Raw genomic sequence first — 21,078 nt, forward strand, 5'->3', positions numbered from 1 at the left:
AAATAAAAAGACGCGACTTGCTTAAATCAACGATTAAATCATTTAGGAGAAATCACTCATGTCGAGGATCTCTAATAATATCTCTCTTTTAGCACTGACGATCAGTGCGTTGAGTTTAGCGGGTTGTGGCGGAGATTCGTCAGAACCAGGTAGCGTATTACTTACTTGTAATGTGCCAATGGTGCCGGATGCCGCTGGCACAAGTTGTGTTGCTCCTGAACCTATCAGTTGCCCAGCTCCAACGGTTCCTGATGAAAACAATGAGCAGTGTATTGTTGGCGCAGATCCAACTTTACCCGCGCCGGTATTCACCCCTGCCGCCAATCAGGCCGTGGTGTATTACAACAATGTGCAAGACGCTGACAACAGCCCAAGTGACCCGACTTATGATGGTTATCGGTTGCACACTTGGAACAACGATACTTGTGATGCCTATGCTGCACCGTTCGATAGCTCCGATTGGGCCGACGGACACCAGTTTGATGGTATCGATCCTAACTACGGCGCCTACTGGATTGTGAATTTGAAAGAGGGTTATAGCGACTGCGGTAATTTCATTATTCACATTGGCACAGAAGGTTCGGGCAAGGCGCTTGGTGATGGCGATTTGAGTATGCCGCTGATGCAAGATGATGAAACATTTGTGCGGATGAACTTTACCCTGCACGGCGAACCATCGGTTTTTGAATATCCAATATTAAGCCTAGGTGTACAGCCGTTATCGATATCAGGAATGAGCGCACACTGGCTTGATGCTGATACGCTAATTTGGGATCAAGATGATACCGATATCAGTAGCTTTAAACTGCACTATGCTCAAAAAGCAGATATCAGCGTTGCAGCGGAACCTGACCGCATTATTAATAGTGAGACTGTGGCCTTAACCGCAATTGAACTTAGCGACGCACAAAAAGCACTGATCCCGCATATGGCTGACTGGAAAGCTTATAGCACCAATCTAACCGCTGATGAAGCTAAAGCGATTGTCAAAGCGCAATTGGTTGTTGCCGCTCATAATGGTGAGGACGTGCCTGTTGCGGCGACCTACGTGCAGGCAGCCAAAGTGTTAGATGCACTTTACACATCAGGTGAGAGTGATGCCGATGAAGCAGCACTTGGGCTCGATTATAGTGATGGCAACGTTACTGCTTCGGTTTGGGCGCCAACGGCTCAAGCGCTAAAACTCAATATCTACAATGCTGATAAAAGCTTAAATCGTAGCGAAGAAATGAGTTTTGATGCGATGACTGGGATCTGGTCATTTAAAGGCGACATGAGCCTAGATAGATTATTCTATCGCTTTGAAGTGACGGTCTATCACCCATTAACTAAACAGCTAGAGACTACTGAAGCGACCGACCCATACTCGCTAAATGTGTCTACTAATGGAGGTTATAGCCAATTCGTAAATCTCAGTGATGATGATTTAAAACCGGAAGGCTGGGACGACCATAGCGTGGCGACCATTACTAACCCGGAAGATGCTGTTATTTACGAAGGTCATGTACGTGACTTCAGTATTCGTGATGAAAGTACCTCAGCTGAAAATCGAGGCAAATATTTGGCCTTTACAGAAGAGGACACTGCGCCGGTTGAACACCTTAAAAAGCTGGTGGCTAACGGTTTAACCCATTTTCACATGCTCCCTGTAACTGACATCGCCAGTATTAATGAAGACAGCGCTGAGCGCATTGAGTTAACTGATACCTTGGGTATGTTGTGTGACAAAATTGATAATGCAGCGGATGCTTGCAGCACTCAAGATAAAGCGGCAACCATCGAGACGGTACTTGCCGATAGCTTACCGGGCTCTGCTGACGCACAGGCCATTGTTGAAGCCATGCGTGGTCTAGATGGTTTTAACTGGGGGTACGATCCCCATCACTTTATCGCGCCAGAAGGAAGTTACGCCAGTTCTAGCGAAGGCACTGCAAGAGTGATTGAACTGCGAGCGATGAACAAAGCGCTGCATGATATGGGCTTAAGAGTAGTGCTTGATGTGGTCTATAACCATACCAGCTCATCAGGACTTTGGGATAACTCAGTACTCGATAAGCTAGTACCGGGTTATTACCACCGCTATAACGAAGTATCTGGTGTTATTGAGCGTTCAACTTGCTGTGAAAACACCGCGACTGAACACCGGATGATGGATAAATTTGTTAGTGACTCAATGGTGATACTCGCCAAAGAGTATGGCTTTGATGGCTTTAGATTTGACGTGATGGGGCATATGCCAAAGCAGAGTATTCTCAATGCACGCACAGCTGTACAAGCGGTCGATGCAGATAATTACTTTTATGGCGAAGGTTGGAACTTTGGTGAAGTGGCTGACAATCGCTTATTTGAGCAAGCAACCCAAGCCAATATGGCGGGCAGTGAAGTAGGCACCTTTAATGACCGTATTCGTGAGAGTGTTCGCAGCGGTAACTTGTTTAAAGTCGAGGCGTCTGATGATGCACTGCGGGATCAAGACACTTTGCGTTTATCGATGGCCGGTAACCTTAAAAACTACATTCTTAAAGACTTCAATGGTAATTCGGCCAAAGGCAGCAGCTTCAGCTGGAATAGCCAACCAACGGCTTATACCTTAGATCCTGCCGATAGTATTAATTACGTCTCTAAACATGATAACGAAACGTTGTGGGATAACCTGCAATATAAAAATCCAATTGGGATGAGTATTGATGAGCGGGTGCGTGTGCAAAATATTGCCGCAACAATACCGTTACTTAGTCAAGGGATCCCGTTTTTACAAATGGGTGGCGATCTGTTGAGATCGAAATCAATGGATAGAAACAGTTATGACTCTGGAGACTGGTTTAATTGGGTGGACTTCACTAAAAATAGCCATAACTGGAACGTTGGCTTACCCCGTAAACAAGATAATGAAGCTAAGTGGCAGCAGATCGCTGGCATTTCAGCCAATCCCAATGCAGCAGCATCAATGTCTGAGATTGAGATGGCTTCTAGCGTATTCAATGAGTTCCTAAATGTTCGCAGTCAGAGCCCGTTATTTAGACTGACAACAGAAGCTGAGATTATAGAGCGGGTCGGTTTCCATAACGTTGGTAAGCGTCAAACTCAAGGTGTGATTGTGATGAGTATTGATGATGGCACTGACTTAGTTGATTTAGACCCTGCCGTCGATGCGTTGGTGGTGATGGTGAACGCTAGTGCCAATGAGGTCAGCCATACCATTCCAACAGCAACAGGCTTTGAGCTCCACCCAACATTAATGTCGTCGATTGACTCTATGGTGGCAAGTGCCAGCTTTAGCGGTGCAGAGGGAGAGGGGAGCTTTACAGTACCTGCTTACACGACCGCTGTTTTTGTTAAAGCTCAGGGAGATGCCCAAGGTTCAGGCTTAGCGGCTAATGCTACCGTTGGCGCACCAGATGTGGTGCCGTTTGGCAGCACCGAAGTCTTTGTGCGTGGTGGCATGAACGATTGGGGCGAAACAGACCAGTTAATCTACATTGGCGATGGCGAGTACCGCATTGCGATTACTTTAGCGGCTGGCGATTATGAGTTTAAAGTTGCCTCGGCTGATTGGAGCAGCGTTGATTTTGGTGGGTTGTCTGCTGAAGAGGCACAGGTTGAAGAGGGGGTCGATGAACCATTAACTCGCTCGGGTGCAAACTTGCATTTTACAGCGGCTATCGATGCGACCTATCTCTTCTCGTTCAATGCGGCAGATAAAGAGGCGCCGATCCTTAAAGTCTACAACGAAGAGCCTTTTGTTGGTACAGAAGTGTTTGTTCGAGGAGCCATGAATGGTTGGGGCACCGACGATACGTTAATTTACATGGGCGCAGGTGTTTATCGCGCTGATATTTCATTAGCTGCCGGTAACCATGAGTTTAAGGTGGCATCCGATGATTGGTCTACAGTGGATTATGGTTCTGGAGAATCAGACGCTGCGGTTAGCATTGAGGTTGCCGAGTTGTTGGCTGTTAGTGGCGCCAATATGACCTTTGAAGCGGGTGAAGCAACGACTTATGCGTTTATATTCGACGCATCAAATCGAGATGAGATAACGCTAACAGTCTATAAAGCTGAGATGTTTGCCGGTCAGACTGTTTACATTCGTGGTGGTATGAACGGCTGGGGTGAAGTTGATGCTTTTAGCTATCAAGGTATGTCTACCTATACGGTCAATATTTCGCTAGCCGCGGGTGACAATGAATTTAAAATCGCTACCGGCGATTGGTCTACGGTTGATTTAGGAGCGGCTGCTGAACAAGAGAATGTATCGCTTGATGTTGGTCAAGTTTTAGCCTCAAAAGGCGCTAATATGCATCTGAATATCATCGAAGCTGGTACTTATAAATTTACCGTTACAGGGCCCGATCCAAAGGCACCAATGTTTAGTGTCAGTAAAGTAAATTAACGCTAAGTGTTTGATGTGATAAAAAGCACTCATTTATTTTAAATTTATTTGTCAAAAGCGTGATAAAAACCCAGCTAAAGCTGGGTTTTTTGTCTAAATTAGTAGGAGGCAATTTTGATTAAGAGTGTATGGTTTATTTCTCGTTAGTCAGTAATTGTTCAATTCGCATATGTTTTAACCATAGTAAAATGACAAATTTATTAAAAACTGAAAATATTATTTTTTTGACTTTACTGATAGGCTCTGGGCTGCAGCGATTAGTGACAAGATTTAGGCAATAATTTGCGTAAATTTTTATTAATAAAGCTTGTAATTTAGCGCGCTAACCCCAAATGTATTAGAAGAAGTCATTGTAAAAAGGAAAACCTATGAAAATAAATCTTTCTGGTCACCACGTTGATGTAACTGATGTTGTTAAGCAGCATGTCCAAGAGAAGTTTTCGAAGATAGAAAGTCATTTTCCAACCCTGATCGCACTTGATATTATTATTGCTAAAGAGCATGGCGAATTCCAGGTTGAAATTAGAACCAATTATGAGGGAAGTCGAATTTCATCGTCAGGTACAGATGCAGTCATGTACCCAGCGATAACCAGCGCAGCTAAAAAACTCGATGCGGCACTAAAGCATCGTAAAGGCCAACTAAAGGCTGATCTTCATTCGAAGCCAGTGGTTACTACTCCAGAAATTGCCCATGAAAAAGTTCAAGAGATGAACTTAAGCTAATAGAGCCGTTTTAATAAGATCGCCCCGCGCTAATGAGTTAGCACGGGGCTTTTTTATGCTAGGTTTCGACGTCATCAGATTCAGATTTAGAGAACACGGTATGGTTAGCTTTTGGAGGTGGTGTCCAGCCACGCTCCATTTTTGAAAAACTACGATAACGCTCATCTTTCATTGCTGCACTGAGAGTCTCCTCCAATTTAATAAACATGTCGCGGTAATGTACTAAGTGTTTATCATCTTCAGCGAACATCTTCCAAGATTCATAGAGAGTATCTTTGTGGGTCATTTCAGTTTCAAAAAAGATAGCCCGTTGTTGCTCAGCTTTAAAGGGGTGTACCCCTAGTTTTGTTAACGCATGTTTCCCAAGTTGCAATGCTGAATGGAAAGTCTCACTAACCATAAAGTCAGCCCCAGCTTTACGTAGGCGATATAAATTACTCCGATCAAAAGCTCGGGCGAGGACAATGACATTAGGATAGGTGTGCTTGATGTACTCAGTGAGTTCGACGGCTCTATCTGGGTTGTCGATAGCAATGACTAGCATTTTGGCTTCAGCAATCCCTGCTGTGTGTAGTAAATCCGGTTGTGTGGCATCGCCATAGTAGCTCTTAGTTTTAATCTTTCTGAGGTTTTCAACTTGTTGGGCCTCATGATCGAGCACCACGGTCTTAAAACCATTAGTCACAAGCAGACGGTTGACGACCTGACCGAAACGACCCACCCCAGCGATGATCACCGTGCCTTTTTCATCGATAGCATCTGGGTCACGGCTGTTTTCTGTTTGTTCATAACGCGGCAATATCACTTTATCGTAGAAAATGAACAGTCCCGGAGTGAGGAACATAGATATCGCAACGACTAGCGATAACATTTGTGCCAAATCAACTGGGATGACGTGGTTTTGCACAGTGTAGCTCAGTAGTACAAAACCAAACTCACCGGCTTGAGCCAGACTTAAAGCAAACAGCCAACGGTCGCTATTCTTGATTTTGAAGATCATCGCTAGCATAAGCAGCACAAGTGCCTTAATTAACATCACTGCTAATGTTATCGCCATCACCGGCCCGATATTGCTGGCGAGCACTGTAAAATCTATCCCCGCGCCAACGGTAATGAAAAACAGGCCGAGTAGTAGCCCTTTAAAGGGTTCAATGACCGACTCTAGTTCATGTCTAAATTCACTGTTAGCCAGCACCACACCAGCTAAGAAAGTGCCTAAAGCGGGTGATAACCCCACAAGACTCATTAGCGCAGCAATACCAATCACTAACATTAGCGCGGTCGCGGTAAAAATCTCGCGTAAATTAGAACTGGCAACGTAGCGAAAGAGCGGCCGACTCAGGTAGTTTCCGCCTACGACGACAGAGGCAATAGCCAGTAGCACCACAATGCCGTATGCCCAGCCCGGTAAGCCTGCAACTAAAGACATCTCATCATGATGCTCAGCAGCGGTTGCCGCGGCTGATTGAGCTTTCTCAACCAGTTCGGGCAGCGCAAGCAGGGGAATAAAGGCCAGCATAGGAATGACGGCAATGTCTTGAAATAACAGCACTGAAAATGCATTTTTACCGCCATCAGTTTTGGTGAGATTTTTTTCGTTAAAGGTCTGCAGTACGATTGCTGTGGATGATAATGAAAAGATCATCCCCACAGTAAGTGCTACGGTCCAAGTCAATCCAAATGTTAGCGCGATCCCCATCACCACAAATGTTGATAGGGCAACTTGCAGTCCACCTAGCCCCATTAGTTTATGGCGCATGTCCCATAACATACGTGGCTCAAGCTCTAGACCCACGAGGAATAGCATCATCACCACACCAAACTCTGCAAAGTGTTGCAAGGTGTTGGTTTCACTGCCGACAAGACCGGCTATAGGGCCTATGACCACACCAGCGATGAGGTAGCCTAATACCGAGCCTAAACCTAATCGTTTAGCTAGAGGGACGGCAATAACGGCAGCTGATAGATAGATAAAAGCTTGGATAAAGTAAGCGGTCATTATCAGTCCTTTATTAGCGTCGGGAGGTTTTCGTTGAGTTTCGGTAATCTACTGGCTTGTGCAATATCTAAGGTGTCGTTAGATAGCGCAGTTAATACGCTTTGCCAATCTTCGATGTGAGATTGCAATCGATTCTCTTCCAAGGCACTGCGGGCACAAAATAGCGCAAAAGGCGCGAGATAAGTCATACCGGTCAGGCAAGCAGTTTGCTCTAGCGGAGATAACAATTCTCTTAAGGTAAAGCTGTTATAACCATCGTGTTGATATGCGGGTTCACTGCCGCCTGCGCTGATAGCGCATAAGAAAGTTTTACCTTTTAAGGCATTACCATCAGCGCCATAGGCAAAGTTATATTCGAGCACAAGATCTTGCCACTCTTTTAGAATCGATGGCGTTGAGTACCAATACAGCGGGAACATAAATACAATGACGTCATGTTCAATCAGACGTTGTTGTTCTTTATCTATGTTGATCCTAAATGTTGGATATTCAGCATAAAGATCGACGGCAGTTACATTGTGCTGATGCTGAGTCGCGTCAAATAGCGGTTTGTTGATCTCTGAGCGTTCTTGAGAGGGGTGTGCATAAAGAACCAGAATTTTTTTTGTTGCTTCAACCATTGTTAATCCAGTTAAGTCATCCTAACTACTTGTTATTTAATCTAGCACATTGAGCTAGAAGCATTAACAATCTTCAGAGATAAACTAGGTTCAGTTGATCTTTCATGGTTGTTTTTGCCACAGCATATTGGTTATTTTGGCAGGGTCAAGGCTATGCGGTTTAGTCATGCAGCACAAATCAGCTACAACACGCTTTCGCTTCGTTAGCTAAGCGTCATCGCTCAAGTCATGTCCTAAATGGATTGAGCTCGAACAAAAACTAAGATTAAAAAATCTACAACCAGTCGTAATAAGTTCAATACGCTGCGTTACTCTGACATTCTATTGTTTGAGTATCATTTACAGTCTTGTAGGTTTCGCTCAGCGTCGAGCGCTTCTGCACGCACAATATCAATCGATTTATCGGCTTTCACACCGATACGGTTATCTTTAAAAATGTTGATTTCGATTTCACCTAACGAGTTGCCATGCTCATCGTAGATATTACTTAAAATTATCGCGCTATTTACCGAGCGGGTGAGAATTAACATAATACATCCTTGTATATGAACTGCTGCTTCTAGTCTAGACTAATATACAAACCGTCGAGCTGTAATTTGAAGACTTATTTAGCTATTTCCTCTATATCACTTAACAGTTCGAAGTGATTTTATTAATAAAAACTGCAAATTAAAGTTTAATCGAACAGTTGGAATTTTTTGTGAGCACATTTGCGGACAGTCATTCGAAAGAACGGCAGGCGAATGCTTTATACCTACAAAGGAATAACCAAATCAGACAGATAACTACTTAGTTCACAGAAGTCAGAAACAACTTCGATATCATTTGTTATCGAAATTATTGCTCGATACACTAGTGCTACTATTTAAAGGTATATTTAAAATGCCTGTTAAAGATTAAGGCTTAACAATGCTAAATATTGATGATCCAGCGGCAACAGAGAAAATACCTGCTTTGTTCCGATTAGGCTTTAGGCCGTTTTTTCTTGGCGGAGCAACAGTGGCAATGCTGTTTGTGCCGCTGTGGTTAGTGACCTGGTTCTATCCTGATTACAGTCTTTTTCAAACGGACTTCTGGGTAAAAGTGGTACCGCTATGGTGGCATCCCCATGAGATGCTTTTTGGTTTTGCGTTAGCAATAGTCTGCGGATTTTTACTCACATCAGTGCAAACATGGACCAACCAACCTGGCATGAAAGGTTGGGCATTAGCGCTAACGTTTGGCTGTTGGCTACTGGCCAGAATAATGTTACTGCTCCCTGTTTCTATTCCGTTATGGTTGCCAGCGATATTCGATTCTCTGTTTATTGGACTAACAGCTATCAAGCTGTGGCGCTGTATCTACAAGGTTAAGCAGTGGCACAATATCGGTTTTCCCATCATGTTACTGGCGGCATTATCGATAAACTTACTCAGCTATTACGCGCTAAGCAGCCGAGATTTCTCCCTTAGTCTGCAAATTTGGCAAGCGATGATCTGGTGGTTAGGCTTACTTATCACTATTGTTGGTGGTCGTGTCATTCCATTTTTCACCGCGATTAGGATCAAGCAAACCAAGCCGACTCCAATCGCTCTATTAGAAAAAAGCCTGATTGTGGTGATGATTGTTTTAGTCATTCAGGCAATGACTAAAGTGTTACCACAGGGTATTGAGCAAGGGGTATTAATACTTGCTGGTGCGCTGCACCTTAGTCGTTGGCTGCGTTGGTTACCACACAAAACCTTAAAAGAACCTATGCTTTGGTCATTGCATATCGCTTACCTTTTCTTGCCTGTCACTCTATTTGCACTTGCTGCCAATATTGATGATTCTATGGCTTACCGCCATTTAATACATTTGTTTGCGATAGGTACTTTGGCTGGCATTTGCTTGTCGATGATTTCAAGGGTATCTCTAGGTCATACAAGTAGAAATATCTATCAAGGTCCGAAGATGGCCGTAGCCTTCTTATGCATCCCTATCGCTGCAGTGCTGCGGTCTTTAATGCCGATAATAGCACCCGATTATTATCAGTTATGGTTATGGTTAGCTGGAGCATTTTGGTCGTTAGCCTTTGCGTTGTTTGTCGTAAACTATGCTTCAATATTGTCCAAGCCCCGCATCGATGGTCGACCAGGGTAGCGCGGTTAATTTGAGCTTAGCAATATTGATTAAATATAAAAATTAGTTAAAAAATTGAGAATTAGATGAGTGTAAAAATGCTAGTAAATGTCGTTAAAACAGCAGGGGTAATGTCGCTTCTTTGCATAGCCAGTTTGACTCAAGCGTCAGAGCCAAGTGTTGCAGCCAAAGAGCAAGCAGCCCGTGATGCGAGCTTGAAACAGAAGTTTCCAGTTCAATATGAGAGCTGGCTAGAAACTTCGGAGCAGACCGAGCGTGAAGATATGTTGGCAAGTTATCCAGCGGCCATTATTTTATGGGCTGGTTCCTCTTTTGCGAAAGAGTACAACAGCCCTAGAGGCCATCATTTTGCGGTAGCGGATGTTACTCGTACCCTCAGAACTGGCGTGCCACCTAAAGCTGGAGATAAGGGCTTGTCTGCCAGTTGCTGGACCTGTAAAACGCCTGATGCTCCGCGGTTAATGAATGAGCTGGGCATTGAAGGCTTTTCAGCGAAGAACTTCACTGAAGTGGGTAAAGAGGTTAATAGTGTTGTTTACTGCACAGACTGTCATGTCGATGGAAAGGCTGAACTTGCATTGCCTCGACCACACGCCCAGGATGCGATGGCGAAAGTACACCTTCCTTTTGATAAGCAAAATAACAATATGAAGGGCGCGCAGGTGTGCGGCCAGTGCCATGTCACTTATTACTTTCAGCCTGAACGCAGCAATAAAGTTAATATCCCATGGATCTTTGGCAATAATGTCGATGATATTGAAAAGTACTATGATACCCGTCGTTTCTATGAATGGATCCATCCTATATCTCAAACACCTATCTTAAAGGCGCGTCATCCCGAGTTTGAGCACTGGAGTCGTAGTAAGCATGCTGAGGCAGGCGTTACCTGTATTACTTGTCACATGCCAGAAACAACCGATGAGCAAGGCAATAGCTTTACTAGCCATAAGGTAAGTAAAGCACTGGACCACTTTGATGAGGTATGCCAGAGCTGTCACAAGAGTGAGAAGAAAATCATAAGTGCACTCGATAAAAACAAGGCAACGATCGACGCTAAAGCACGTGAGGTTGAAGGGTTATTGGTTAAGGCACACTATGAAGCTGCAGCGGCCTGGGATGCTGGCGCTACATGGCCTGTGATGAATGATGCCATTATGGCTATTCGTCACTCTCAATGGCGTTGGGACTTTGCGATGGCCTCACATGGTTTGTATGCTCATAATCCTGAAGAGGGTAATGCGCTACTGGATATGGCACTAAGACAAGTAAAATATGCTCGCACATCTCTCGATGAAATTTTGAAAAAGTTTGACGTAAAGAGTGTTAACTATCCTGATATCAGTAGTAAAGCCTCTGCCCATGCCGCTGTTGGTATTGAGCTTGAAAAGCTAACTGAAGCGAAGAAGAAGTTTATTAAAGAAGATGTCGATAAAAACTGGTCTGAAGTGACCAAGTACGGATACGAATAACTTATTTAGTCACATTGAATGATACAAAAAGCCTGCTGAATGTTTAATTTAGCTGGCTTTTTTGTGGGTGATAAAAACTAAATGCTAAGTAATACCAATCAGTATAAGAAGTTGATCTACTCAGAGCGTTTTTGGCACGCTAATTCAAGGCGGATAAATGACATAATGGTTGTTCCCTTATGAGTTTATTCAACACAGAAGTAGCAAGCCAAAAACACTCCTAGCAGGCGAGTTTTAGCGGCTTTGATGCAGCGTTAATGAAATTGAACGTAGAATAACTATGTCCTTCATTCATTGCCTTACCTCAAAGCCGCTAAACTCTCGCTGAGCGATCAAATCTTTATACTGATTGGTATAAGTAAATCAATGATTAGCCCGATGCTAAATAAGGCACTGAAGATCATCGTGAGCTTTGCTGTACGGCCAAGTAAAGGATTAAGCGCGGCGCCTGTTACCTCGTTAAAGTCTCTACACAAAGTGCGGGCCAAGATAAAAGCTAACCCCGCTAACAGCACTGGCATACCAGGCAGTACACCCAATAAAAAGCCAGTGATTATGATTGCAAAAGGCATATAGACAAAGCTTTGATAAAAAATACGCGCTTGCGCTAAACCAAGGCGCACTGCCAAAGTCTTTTTACCCGCCTTGTTATCAGTCTCCATATCTCGGGTGTTATTGACCAGCATGATGGCTGCATTTAAGAAGCCAATGGCACAACCGAGTAACCAAGCACTGCCGCTAGTTTCTGCAGCTTGTAGAAAGTAACTGCCCACTACAGCAACCAGTCCGAAAAATACGAATGCAGCGACTTCGCCTAAACCATGGGAGGCGAGAGGGTAGGGACCGCCGCTATAGCCTAAAGCACCTAATATTGCAGCTACCGCAAGAAATGCTATTGGCCAACCACCATGAGCGATTAAGAATGAGCCTACAATCAAAGCAAGTATAAGGCATAGAGCCATGGCATTTCGCACAGCATTGGGCGTTAGCATGCCGCTTTGAGTGACTCTAACTGGCCCTAGACGTTCATCAGTATCCACACCGCTTTTATAGTCGAAATAGTCATTGGCTAAGTTAACTGCGACCTGTAATAGTACAGCGCAAAGCATCGATGTTATTGCGATAAACCAACTGAACTGCTCTAGCTGTAATGCTAGAACATTGCCGACCAAAAGAGGTCCTATAGCCGCAGGTAAGGTACGAGGGCGTATTGCTAATATCCAAGGATTCATTATTTATTTTTACTTTACAAAGAGATACATCGACAGATTGCAATGTAACAAAAGGAGGTATATCACATATGATAGCAAGATTAGCGCCATCTAAAAAGTGGATTTTCTGTCACCAATTACGTCGAAGTTAACATTATTGTCAACTTAAGGCTCTGGTCTCCTTAGCCATTTAAAATTTTAGAGCTAGCGCACACTTGTGCACCAGTATTGTATGCAATATTGGGCAACGTGCTTAAATATATTTGTTCAGCATTCGCTGCCGAATACTTTAAGCCATTGTTTGTGTTACAGGGAAGTGGCCTACGTCCAAATTACTTGTAACTACACACCTTAAGATATCGAAAGTGATTACGAGCCTCATAGAGATCTCGTATCTTCGTAGCACTGCAGATCTAGTGTATTGAAGCCGCTTGAGTGTGAAACCAAAATTTAAATGTTTGAGGGCTAGGACATGCGTTTTGAAGAGCAAGTTGCCATTGTTACTGGCGCAGCGGCAGGTTTAGGACGGGCTTATGCCATCGCTTTAGCAGAGCGTGGTGCGAAAGTGGTGATTATTGATAATGAACCACTATCAACTAAAGACGCTGGATTACGTAGCTGTGCCAATGCCATCACCACTTTAGGTGGAGACGTACAAATCTTTTGCCTCGACATCAGTGATTCCGCTGCTGTTAACTCTATGATTGATGAAGTAATATCAACCTGGGGAAAAGTAGACATACTCATCAACAATGCAGGGATTCATCATTCATGCCCCTTTGAACATTTAAGCGAATCTACTTGGAAGCGTCAATTTGATGTTGATGTAAACGGTAGCTTTAACATGACCAAAGCCGTTTGGCCGAGCATGAAACGTAGCGGTTACGGTCGTATCATTATGACCTGTGCCAGTTCAATTTTTGGCGATGTCTATGAAACAAGCTTTAGCGCTAGCAAGATGGCCTTGGTAGGACTGGTCAATAGTCTTCACTTAGAAGGGCAAGAGTTCGATATTGCGGTCAATAGTATTACGCCTCACGCGGTCACTAAAATGACTGCCGAACATTTAGCGCCTACCGTTAGACCTCTATTCTCAAAGACAACCGCACTATCTGCGGTGCTCTATTTATGCAGTAGTAAATGTCCTTCAGGCAAACATATATTCGCTGCCGCTGGGGGGATCAGTCAGGCTGAATTTATCGAGTTTTCTGCCAGTCGCTTTACTGCTGAAGAGTGCACACCAGAGGTGATCCATAGCCGTTGGAGGGATATCCATCGAGCGAAGCCTTATCGCAGTCGATCATCTGGCGAAGCACAAGTGCTCGCTTGGGCTAAAGCTTCAGCTGAACAGCGTGATATTGAGTTAGAGTAACACTAGCGAGGCGAGGCGGACTTGAGTTAAGCTAGCACTAATAGTCTCAACTTTTAGGTTCCGATGAGTCAAGTATTAGACGATTTACTCGCGCTGCTCTCTTTAGAGAAGATCGAGGAAGGGTTATTTCGCGGACAAAGCCAAGATCTTGGTTTTGGTCATGTTTTTGGTGGGCAGGTGATGGGGCAAGCGTTAAGCGCTGCAAAACAAACCGTTTCTGCTGATCGCAAGGTGCACTCTCTACACTCCTACTTCTTACGTGCCGGTGATGAAAAGCTACCGATTATCTATGACGTTGAAATTATGCGCGATGGTGGCAGTTTCAGTGCTCGTAGAGTGAAAGCCATTCAGAAAGGTCGGCCGATTTTTACCATGACCTGCTCTTTTCAGACTTTTGAAGAAGGTTATGATCATCAAGCCAATATGCCAGACGTTCCAGGTCCAGAAGGGTTACTTAATCAGCAAGAGTTAGCAATGACTTTGCAAGATAAAGTTCCAGCCAAAATGTTAGAGAAGTTTATGGCTGACGCACCAATAGAGATGCGTTTGGTTGACCCCTGTAATCCTATGGCACCCAATGCTACCGAGCCTGTGCGTCATGTTTGGATTAGGGCTAATGGGCAAGTACCTGAGAACTTTTGTGTTCATGACTACTTGCTTGCCTATGCTTCAGATTTTAACTTCTTAGTGACTGCTGCTCAGCCTCATGGTGTGTCTTTTTTAACGCCAGGGATGAGAATGGCGACCATTGATCATGCGATGTGGTTTCACCGTCCATTCGATTTAAGCCAATGGCTGCTTTATAGTATTGAAAGCCCGAACGCCAGTGGTGGTCGTGGCTTTGTGATTGGAAAGTTTTTTAATCAGCAAGGGCAGTTGGTTGCTTCTGCAACGCAAGAAGGCCTTATTCGTATGACCAGTAAAAATAAGTAATTACAGAAGTTAATAATATGATATTCAGGAAGAGACAATGATGACTGCATTAAAGAAGTGGACTGTTTTATTGTGCTTAATCGCATTGGCGGGCTGTGTAACAGTGGAAGATGTGCCACCTGTTATGGTCAATGGTGCTGCAGGTTACCTAGAGAAAATAGCGCTACCACAGGGGAGCTCTATTACAATAGCAATCATCGATTTTGATACTCCAGGCTCCATCATTGCGCAGAAAAGTTTTGATATAGTTCGAGCACCAGTGCCTTTTAAGTTTCTGCTGCCAGCAGATACCATTGATAGCGCTATCAACTATGGTGTCGTTGCGATGATCAAGTATAAAGGCCAGGTTATTTTCCAAACCTATGATCGCTTCCCTGTCATCAACAATGACAAGTTCACCACTGAAGTGCTAATGAAAGCGGTGCCACCGTCAAGATAGATCGCTAATGTTAATCAAGGAGCTACGGCTCCTTTTTATTGGATTACATTTAATCGCTAGGCTGTTAGCCGTCAATTGAGTTATTAGTCGTTATGATTGAGCCGCGTAAACAGATAATTCAATGGTTAGAAAAAGATACCTATCGCTACCAAGCATTATTGATAGCAGAAAGCCTTAATCTTCCCCAATGGATGTTAGCTGCAGGGTTTGTGCGTAATCTGGTGTGGGATAAACTGCATGGGATTGAACCTCGCCCGTTAAACGATATAGACCTCATCTATTTCGAACCCAATAACCTAAGCCCTGAAATCGACAAGCACTATCAAAGTCAGCTCAACGCAATAGCCCCTGAGTACCCTTGGTCGGTAAAGAATCAAGCGAGAATGCATCTGAAAAACCAAGATAGCGCTTATCACTCTTGTGTTGATGCGATGAGCTTTTGGCCTGAAAAGGAAACAGCTGTTGCTGCAAGCATAAGTCGTGCTGCTCAGCCCAAAATAGAGCTGTATTGCCCATTTGGTTGCGAAAGGTTATTCGAACTTACAGTTTCCCATAACCCTATCAAACGAAAGCAACTGTTTGAGCAAAGATTGATGAGTAAAAAGTGGTTAACTCATTACCCTCAATTGATGGTCAAATAAACCGCGTTCACTTCTACTTCTTGCTTCCTAAATCAGTGTTAGATAAATGTAATTCAACAATCTCGATTGGTCTGGTTGGTTTTTGATCTTTCGTGTTGTAAGTCACCTATTTAAAAGCTGCAGCTTCAATGTATCTTATAAAGGTGTGATCGTGATCACTCTGCGGTATCACTAAATAGGTATTTGGTTTTGTTGTTGATCTAGATCAAAAAGACGCTGTAGGTATTCTGGCAGGCTACGCGCAAATGTAAGGATATTGATAACAAAAACAGCAGCTCATGTTGTATTGATGGAGTAATATGATGAACAAAAATATCGTTTCTGGTTTGATCGCCACAGCCCTACTAACTACCGGTTTTACCTCTTCAGCACTAGCTCATCAGGCTGGTGATATCATTGTACGTGCAGGTGTTGCTGTGGTTACACCGAATGAATCTAGCCAAAATATCGTCACGCCGGATCTAGGAGATTTAGGTCAATTTTCTGTAAGCAGCAATACTCAACTTGGCCTTAACTTTGGCTACATGCTGACGGATAATATTGGTCTTGAACTATTAGCAGCGTCTCCGTTCACACATGATATTTCTTTGGCGGGTGTTGGAAAAGTTGCTGAAACTAAGCATCTACCCCCAACCTTAGTTGCGCAATATTATTTTGGTACTGCAGATTCGAAGTTGCGACCTTACATCGGACTCGGTGTTAATTTTACTAACTTTTATGATAATAAAATTACTAATGATGTCGGCGGACGACTGTCAGACCTGAGCTTATCTAACTCTTGGGGTGTTGCTGGCCAGATTGGTTTAGATTATCAGATCAACAATAACTGGCTTGTTAATGCTTCTGTTTGGTATGCAAAAATTAGTACAGATGCTAATTTCAACTACAAAGTGCTAGCGTCCGATACAGTAGTACCTGTAACAATTGAAACAGACATTGACCCATGGGTTTACATGGTGAGTGTGGGTTACACCTTTTAATCATATTGATTAACTTGGATTTCCCCCCAATAAAAAGGAGCCTTATGGCTCCTTTTTAATTTAGATGCAAGCAAAAATATTAATCCAGCTAACTCGGTTAGTCTTTCTTAGCGACCTTTTCTGCTTGCTTCTGTGCTTTGGTTTTCCAGTGGCGAGTATTATAAACAAACTCCGGTAACAGTTTGGTTAACCAAGCGACAAGACGCCAACGCTTAGTCACATACACTTTGCGCTTACCGGCTTTCATGGCTTTAATCACTTGTCTTGCAACTTCAGCCGGTGGAGAGAGCCAAATACGACTTTGCTGCAGGGCGGCTTTATCAAGCAGTCCAAGCTGAATGTCGGTAATAGTGATAGGTAGCTTAAGGCGCTGTGCATGCATACTTAAGCCTTCAAAATAGTTTTCAGCAAAAGCTTTTGACGCATGGTAAGCAACGTTAGGCCCGCCCCTTAAACCAGCAATCGAATTAATTGCCGCTAATTGACCATAACCTTGATCGCGAAATAGCCTGAAGGCGGTATTGCATATCGCTGAAAAGCCTTGCACATTAACCGTAATGATATCTTGCTCTGGTTGCCAAGGGAGTTCAGGGTCATAACTGTTTAATCCAGTATTAACCAGTACTAGATGAGCACCACCAAGAGAGTGCCACACTGCATTGAGTGTCGAAATCACCGCTTGAGGGTCATCAATTTGCAATGGAAACACTTCAGCCTTTGTTGGTAGAGATTGGCTAAACTCAGTAAGAGATTGTGGATCTTGGGCTAATAAGGCGAGCTCTACGCCGTCATCAGCAAGCTGTTTTGCTATTTCACGGCTGAGTAATGAGCTCGCGCCGACAATTATTGCAGTTGCTTGTGTCATAAAGGTATTCGACTTCGAATCGGTAACTTATCATAGAAACTTAAGTGTATTAGAACAAGATTAATTGTTTGTTGCTGTGACAAGGGTGCCGCGTTCTCTTCAGTGAAATGATGGAATGGTAGACTATGACAGTGATATTCATCGTTAAGTCATACAAATTTCAAGTACGGACATATAGACTTCCAGAAGTCTTGATGTATTATTAGGAGCGTTAACATGAAAAACTGCTTTAAACTTTTATTATCTTTTGTTGTTGCGGCGAGCTTGTTGTCGGGTTGTGCGACCTCTAATGCCATAGTCGAGATCCAAGGAGAGGTTTGGTACAAAGAGCGCATTGCGCTGCCTCCAGAAGCGGTGATATCAATAAAAGTGCAGGATGTATCTTTGATGGATGCCCCAGCCGTTGTAATAGCAGAATTCGAACGCAGTGATGTCAGTACGCCAACACCGTTTCAGTTTTTGATCAACAGAGATCAATTTGAAGCGGGGCATACTTATACGATTGGGGCGCGCATTAGCCTTAATGACAAACTCATGTTTATAAATGAACAAGCTTATAAAATTGACTTAGACTCCTCAGAGCCAATGTCAGTTTTACTGCAGAAAGTGGCGCGGTAATAATCAACTAGATTACGACTTCTTGTCAGCGCCTTTTCTGTTTGATTTTCCTAATTGAATAAGAGGCGCTGTATGCCCGTTAAAATCCCTGACAATTTACCTGCTGCAGAGATCTTGGAATCCGAGAATATCTTCGTTATGTCTGAAACGCGTGCAGCGAATCAGGATATACGTCCGATGAAGGTATTGATCCTCAATTTAATGCCTAACAAAATTGAAACCGAAACGCAGCTACTACGCTTACTGGGAAATACACCGCTGCAAGTGGATGTTGATTTGCTGCGGATTCACGACAAAGAGTCCAAACACACTTCAATTGATCACATGAATAATTTCTACCGTGATTTCGAGCAAGTGAGAAATAAAAACTATGACGGTCTTATCATTACAGGTGCACCGTTAGGGCAGATAGAGTTTGAAGATGTTTCTTACTGGGATCATATTCGGGAGATCATTGACTGGTCACAGCAACACGTTACCTCTGTGCTGTTTCTATGTTGGGCAGCGCACGCAGCGCTTTATCACCTGTATGGTCTAAATCGTACACTGCTAAGCAGTAAACGCTCTGGAGTCTTCTGTCATCAGCGAACTCGAGAACATTTTCCTTTATTGCGTGGTTTTGATGATGAGTTTTATGCCCCTCATTCGCGTTTTGCCGAGATGAATGTCGAGCAGCTAAAAGCCCACCCTGAGCTGCAGGTTTTAACTGAGTCTGATGAAGCTGGCGCCTATATGGTACTGAGTCGGAGTAATCGTAACCTGTTCGTGATGGGGCACCCTGAGTATCAAAAATCAACCTTAAAAGATGAATACGAAAGAGATTTGTCGCAAGGGTTGTCACCTGCAGTGCCGCAAAATTATTTTACCTTTGATGATCCATCAAAGCAGCCTATTGCCCGTTGGCACAGCCATGGCAGTTTGCTAGTTAGCAACTGGCTTAATTACTACGTGTACCAGTTAACACCTTATAACCTTGATGATATGAGCGGACGTACTCCGTGGGAGTCCGAAGTGCTGTAAGGTGCTAAGATTAAGCTCAGAAAGCCGCAACCCTATTGGGTCGCGGCTTTTTTTTATTTTCGATTTTTTTCTGAGCGAGCAGTGTTGTTGGCAGAGGTTACACAATCTACCCATTCTATTTTTAGGCTGTAAATGCAAAGTGACATTAACTGCTAATACTTTGGTAGATGTTTGACCAGCTAACACTTGCTTTACGTTCGCGTAAACGTCACAGTGTGGAAATGTTGAGCGAGATCACATTTAGCAACTGAAAAGTGTGAGGCCGATGATAAAAAGACTTTGAGTCAAAAACTTTAGGTTAAGTCATTGTTCTTACATTTATTAATACTGATGTGAAAATAGAGTTTAAGCGTAAACCTCGCAGAGAATAAGCCTAATAGTATTACTGGAGTATTTATGAGTTCAGATCTGTCAAACCAAGATATCGTTATTGTTGCTGCTAAGCGCACGCCAATGGGTGGATTCCAAGGAGCACTCGCAACTGTCGCATCTCCGAAATTGGCGGCGACTGCGATTAAAGGTCTGATGCAGCACAGTGGTTTAGCGGGTGAGCAGGTGGATGAAGTACTAATGGGCTGTGTACTGCCAGCAGGTCTTGGTCAAGCGCCTGCACGTCAAGCAACTCTTGGCGCTGATTTACCTTTATCCGTCGGTGCAACCACTGTCAATAAAGTGTGTGGTTCAGGTATGAAAACCGTGATGCTTGCCCATGATTTAATTAAAGCCGGTAGCGCCAACGTGGTGATTGCTGGCGGGATGGAAAACATGAGCCAAGCGCCTTATCTGCTAGATAAAGCCCGCGGCGGTATGCGCATGGGTCATGGCAAAGTGCTTGATCACATGTTTCTTGACGGTTTAGAAGACGCATACACCGGCGGCGCGATGGGAACCTTTGCCCAGAACACTGCTGATGATTTTAACTTAACACGTGAGCAAATGGATGGATTTGCACTTAGCTCACTTGAAAAGGCTAACAATGCTATCGCAGCAGGCGCATTCAATGCTGAAATTACCCCGGTAACAGTGGCTAATCGTCGCGGCGATGTGGTGGTTGATACCGATGAGCAGCCTGGTAACGCTCGTCCGGACAAAATCCCCTCTTTGCGCCCTGCGTTCGCCAAAGACGGCACGATTACAGCGGCTAACTCTAGCTCTATTTCTGACGGCGCTGCAGCGTTAATGCTAATGACCCGTGCACAGGCGAGCGAGCTTAAATTGGAAGTGATGGCTACTATCAAAGGCCACACAACCCACGCTCAAGAACCTTCAATGTTCACTACTGCGCCGGTTGGTGCGATGAATAAACTGTTAGACAAAGTGAGCTGGAGCAAAGATGAGGTTGATCTGTTTGAGATTAACGAGGCTTTTGCCATGGTGACCATGCTGGCAGTGTCTGAGCTAGGGCTCGATAGCGAGAAAGTAAACGTTAATGGCGGCGCTTGCGCACTCGGTCACCCGATTGGCTGCTCTGGCGCACGTTTGCTCGTTACCTTAATCCATGCACTAAAAGCGCGCGGCCTATCTAAAGGCGTGGCGTCATTGTGTATTGGCGGCGGCGAAGCAACTGCAATGGCGATTGAGCTTTAAGCGCTATTGGACGTAAGGTTTGAATATTAGTAATCAACAAGACTCGATTTAACTAACAGCCTGCAAGCTAGCTTTGTACTCCAGC

At 44.0% G+C, this 21,078-nt stretch carries 17 protein-coding genes; 12 read left to right on the forward strand and 5 right to left on the reverse strand.

Features of this window, described 5'->3' with window-relative positions:
- Positions 1 to 58 precede the first annotated feature (58 nt).
- Together AB4135_RS03030 and hpf are read left to right on the forward strand one after the other, a co-directional pair.
- Positions 59 to 4,393, forward strand: a complete 4,335-nt coding sequence (locus tag AB4135_RS03030; RefSeq protein WP_371990194.1) for an alpha-1,6-glucosidase domain-containing protein — start codon at positions 59 to 61, stop codon at positions 4,391 to 4,393.
- Between the two features lie 368 nt (positions 4,394 to 4,761).
- The gene (gene hpf, locus AB4135_RS03035; protein WP_371990196.1) at positions 4,762 to 5,118 is read left to right on the forward strand and encodes a ribosome hibernation-promoting factor, HPF/YfiA family; all 357 of its coding nucleotides are present in this window, start codon (positions 4,762 to 4,764) and stop codon (positions 5,116 to 5,118) included.
- Positions 5,119 to 5,176: 58 nt separating this feature from the next.
- Here the strand turns inward: hpf and AB4135_RS03040 are convergent, their stop codons facing one another.
- From AB4135_RS03040 to AB4135_RS03050, 3 genes are all read right to left on the reverse strand, one after another.
- On the reverse strand, positions 5,177 to 7,117 hold the full coding sequence (locus tag AB4135_RS03040; protein WP_371990198.1) for a monovalent cation:proton antiporter-2 (CPA2) family protein: 1,941 nt from the start codon (positions 7,115 to 7,117) through the stop codon (positions 5,177 to 5,179).
- A 2-nt stretch (positions 7,118 to 7,119) separates the two neighbouring features.
- Entirely contained in the window at positions 7,120 to 7,737 is a 618-nt protein-coding gene (locus tag AB4135_RS03045) for an NAD(P)H-dependent oxidoreductase (protein ID WP_371990200.1), read from the reverse strand.
- Between the two features lie 335 nt (positions 7,738 to 8,072).
- Entirely contained in the window at positions 8,073 to 8,267 is a 195-nt protein-coding gene (locus AB4135_RS03050; RefSeq protein ID WP_371990202.1) for a carbon storage regulator, read from the reverse strand.
- A 379-nt stretch (positions 8,268 to 8,646) separates the two neighbouring features.
- Here AB4135_RS03050 and AB4135_RS03055 point away from each other — a divergent pair, with 379 nt between their 5' ends.
- Together AB4135_RS03055 and AB4135_RS03060 are read left to right on the forward strand one after the other, a co-directional pair.
- Positions 8,647 to 9,858, forward strand: coding sequence for an NnrS family protein (locus AB4135_RS03055; protein ID WP_371990203.1), 1,212 nt, complete (start codon positions 8,647 to 8,649; stop codon positions 9,856 to 9,858).
- 65 nt (positions 9,859 to 9,923) lie between these two features.
- A complete protein-coding gene (locus AB4135_RS03060; protein WP_371990205.1) occupies positions 9,924 to 11,327 on the forward strand; it encodes an ammonia-forming cytochrome c nitrite reductase subunit c552 in 1,404 nt (467 codons plus the stop codon).
- Positions 11,328 to 11,659: 332 nt separating this feature from the next.
- Here the strand turns inward: AB4135_RS03060 and AB4135_RS03065 are convergent, their stop codons facing one another.
- Positions 11,660 to 12,559: a 1,4-dihydroxy-2-naphthoate polyprenyltransferase gene (locus tag AB4135_RS03065; protein ID WP_371990206.1), complete on the reverse strand. Its 900-nt coding sequence runs from the start codon at positions 12,557 to 12,559 to the stop codon at positions 11,660 to 11,662.
- A gap of 451 nt (positions 12,560 to 13,010) precedes the next feature.
- On the opposite strand from AB4135_RS03065, the gene AB4135_RS03070 reads away from it, so the two are divergent.
- From AB4135_RS03070 to ompW, 5 genes are all read left to right on the forward strand, one after another.
- Positions 13,011 to 13,910, forward strand: coding sequence for an SDR family NAD(P)-dependent oxidoreductase (locus AB4135_RS03070; protein WP_371990208.1), 900 nt, complete (start codon positions 13,011 to 13,013; stop codon positions 13,908 to 13,910).
- Between the two features lie 63 nt (positions 13,911 to 13,973).
- Positions 13,974 to 14,843: an acyl-CoA thioesterase II gene (gene tesB, locus AB4135_RS03075; RefSeq protein ID WP_371990210.1), complete on the forward strand. Its 870-nt coding sequence runs from the start codon at positions 13,974 to 13,976 to the stop codon at positions 14,841 to 14,843.
- Positions 14,844 to 14,880: 37 nt separating this feature from the next.
- Positions 14,881 to 15,282 (forward strand): YbaY family lipoprotein, encoded by a 402-nt coding sequence (locus AB4135_RS03080; protein ID WP_371990212.1) that lies wholly within the window; start codon positions 14,881 to 14,883, stop codon positions 15,280 to 15,282.
- Between the two features lie 92 nt (positions 15,283 to 15,374).
- Positions 15,375 to 15,923, forward strand: coding sequence for a nucleotidyltransferase family protein (locus AB4135_RS03085; RefSeq protein WP_371990214.1), 549 nt, complete (start codon positions 15,375 to 15,377; stop codon positions 15,921 to 15,923).
- 299 nt (positions 15,924 to 16,222) lie between these two features.
- The gene (ompW, locus tag AB4135_RS03090; RefSeq protein WP_371990215.1) at positions 16,223 to 16,903 is read left to right on the forward strand and encodes an outer membrane protein OmpW; all 681 of its coding nucleotides are present in this window, start codon (positions 16,223 to 16,225) and stop codon (positions 16,901 to 16,903) included.
- 97 nt (positions 16,904 to 17,000) lie between these two features.
- Here ompW and AB4135_RS03095 read toward each other — a convergent pair whose 3' ends face one another.
- Positions 17,001 to 17,768, reverse strand: coding sequence for an SDR family NAD(P)-dependent oxidoreductase (locus AB4135_RS03095; protein WP_371990217.1), 768 nt, complete (start codon positions 17,766 to 17,768; stop codon positions 17,001 to 17,003).
- Between the two features lie 216 nt (positions 17,769 to 17,984).
- On the opposite strand from AB4135_RS03095, the gene AB4135_RS03100 reads away from it, so the two are divergent.
- From AB4135_RS03100 to AB4135_RS03110, 3 genes are all read left to right on the forward strand, one after another.
- The gene (locus tag AB4135_RS03100) at positions 17,985 to 18,386 is read left to right on the forward strand and encodes a YbaY family lipoprotein (protein WP_371990219.1); all 402 of its coding nucleotides are present in this window, start codon (positions 17,985 to 17,987) and stop codon (positions 18,384 to 18,386) included.
- 72 nt (positions 18,387 to 18,458) lie between these two features.
- Positions 18,459 to 19,406, forward strand: coding sequence for a homoserine O-succinyltransferase (gene metA, locus AB4135_RS03105; protein WP_371990221.1), 948 nt, complete (start codon positions 18,459 to 18,461; stop codon positions 19,404 to 19,406).
- Between the two features lie 396 nt (positions 19,407 to 19,802).
- A complete protein-coding gene (locus AB4135_RS03110) occupies positions 19,803 to 20,993 on the forward strand; it encodes an acetyl-CoA C-acyltransferase (RefSeq protein WP_371990223.1) in 1,191 nt (396 codons plus the stop codon).
- Positions 20,994 to 21,078 lie beyond the last annotated feature (85 nt).

It is taken from the genome of Shewanella sp. 10N.286.54.B9 (assembly GCF_041468565.1).
GTDB lineage: Bacteria > Pseudomonadota > Gammaproteobacteria > Enterobacterales > Shewanellaceae > Shewanella.

Excerpts from the sequence above, each read along its gene's own strand:
- AB4135_RS03100 (WP_371990219.1), top strand. The coding sequence starts at position 17,985 with ATGAAAAACTGCTTTAAACTTTTATTATCTTTTGTTGTTGCGGCGAGC.
- tesB (WP_371990210.1), top strand. The coding sequence starts at position 13,974 with ATGAGTCAAGTATTAGACGATTTACTCGCGCTGCTCTCTTTAGAGAAG.
- AB4135_RS03060 (WP_371990205.1), top strand. The coding sequence starts at position 9,924 with ATGAGTGTAAAAATGCTAGTAAATGTCGTTAAAACAGCAGGGGTAATG.
- AB4135_RS03085 (WP_371990214.1), top strand. The coding sequence starts at position 15,375 with ATGATTGAGCCGCGTAAACAGATAATTCAATGGTTAGAAAAAGATACC.
- AB4135_RS03055 (WP_371990203.1), top strand. The coding sequence starts at position 8,647 with ATGCTAAATATTGATGATCCAGCGGCAACAGAGAAAATACCTGCTTTG.
- AB4135_RS03065 (WP_371990206.1), bottom strand. The coding sequence starts at position 12,559 with ATGAATCCTTGGATATTAGCAATACGCCCTCGTACCTTACCTGCGGCT.
- ompW (WP_371990215.1), top strand. The coding sequence starts at position 16,223 with ATGATGAACAAAAATATCGTTTCTGGTTTGATCGCCACAGCCCTACTA.
- AB4135_RS03030 (WP_371990194.1), top strand. The coding sequence starts at position 59 with ATGTCGAGGATCTCTAATAATATCTCTCTTTTAGCACTGACGATCAGT.
- metA (WP_371990221.1), top strand. The coding sequence starts at position 18,459 with ATGCCCGTTAAAATCCCTGACAATTTACCTGCTGCAGAGATCTTGGAA.
- AB4135_RS03110 (WP_371990223.1), top strand. The coding sequence starts at position 19,803 with ATGAGTTCAGATCTGTCAAACCAAGATATCGTTATTGTTGCTGCTAAG.
- hpf (WP_371990196.1), top strand. The coding sequence starts at position 4,762 with ATGAAAATAAATCTTTCTGGTCACCACGTTGATGTAACTGATGTTGTT.
- AB4135_RS03040 (WP_371990198.1), bottom strand. The coding sequence starts at position 7,117 with ATGACCGCTTACTTTATCCAAGCTTTTATCTATCTATCAGCTGCCGTT.
- AB4135_RS03080 (WP_371990212.1), top strand. The coding sequence starts at position 14,881 with ATGATGACTGCATTAAAGAAGTGGACTGTTTTATTGTGCTTAATCGCA.
- AB4135_RS03070 (WP_371990208.1), top strand. The coding sequence starts at position 13,011 with ATGCGTTTTGAAGAGCAAGTTGCCATTGTTACTGGCGCAGCGGCAGGT.
- AB4135_RS03045 (WP_371990200.1), bottom strand. The coding sequence starts at position 7,737 with ATGGTTGAAGCAACAAAAAAAATTCTGGTTCTTTATGCACACCCCTCT.
- AB4135_RS03095 (WP_371990217.1), bottom strand. The coding sequence starts at position 17,768 with ATGACACAAGCAACTGCAATAATTGTCGGCGCGAGCTCATTACTCAGC.
- AB4135_RS03050 (WP_371990202.1), bottom strand. The coding sequence starts at position 8,267 with ATGTTAATTCTCACCCGCTCGGTAAATAGCGCGATAATTTTAAGTAAT.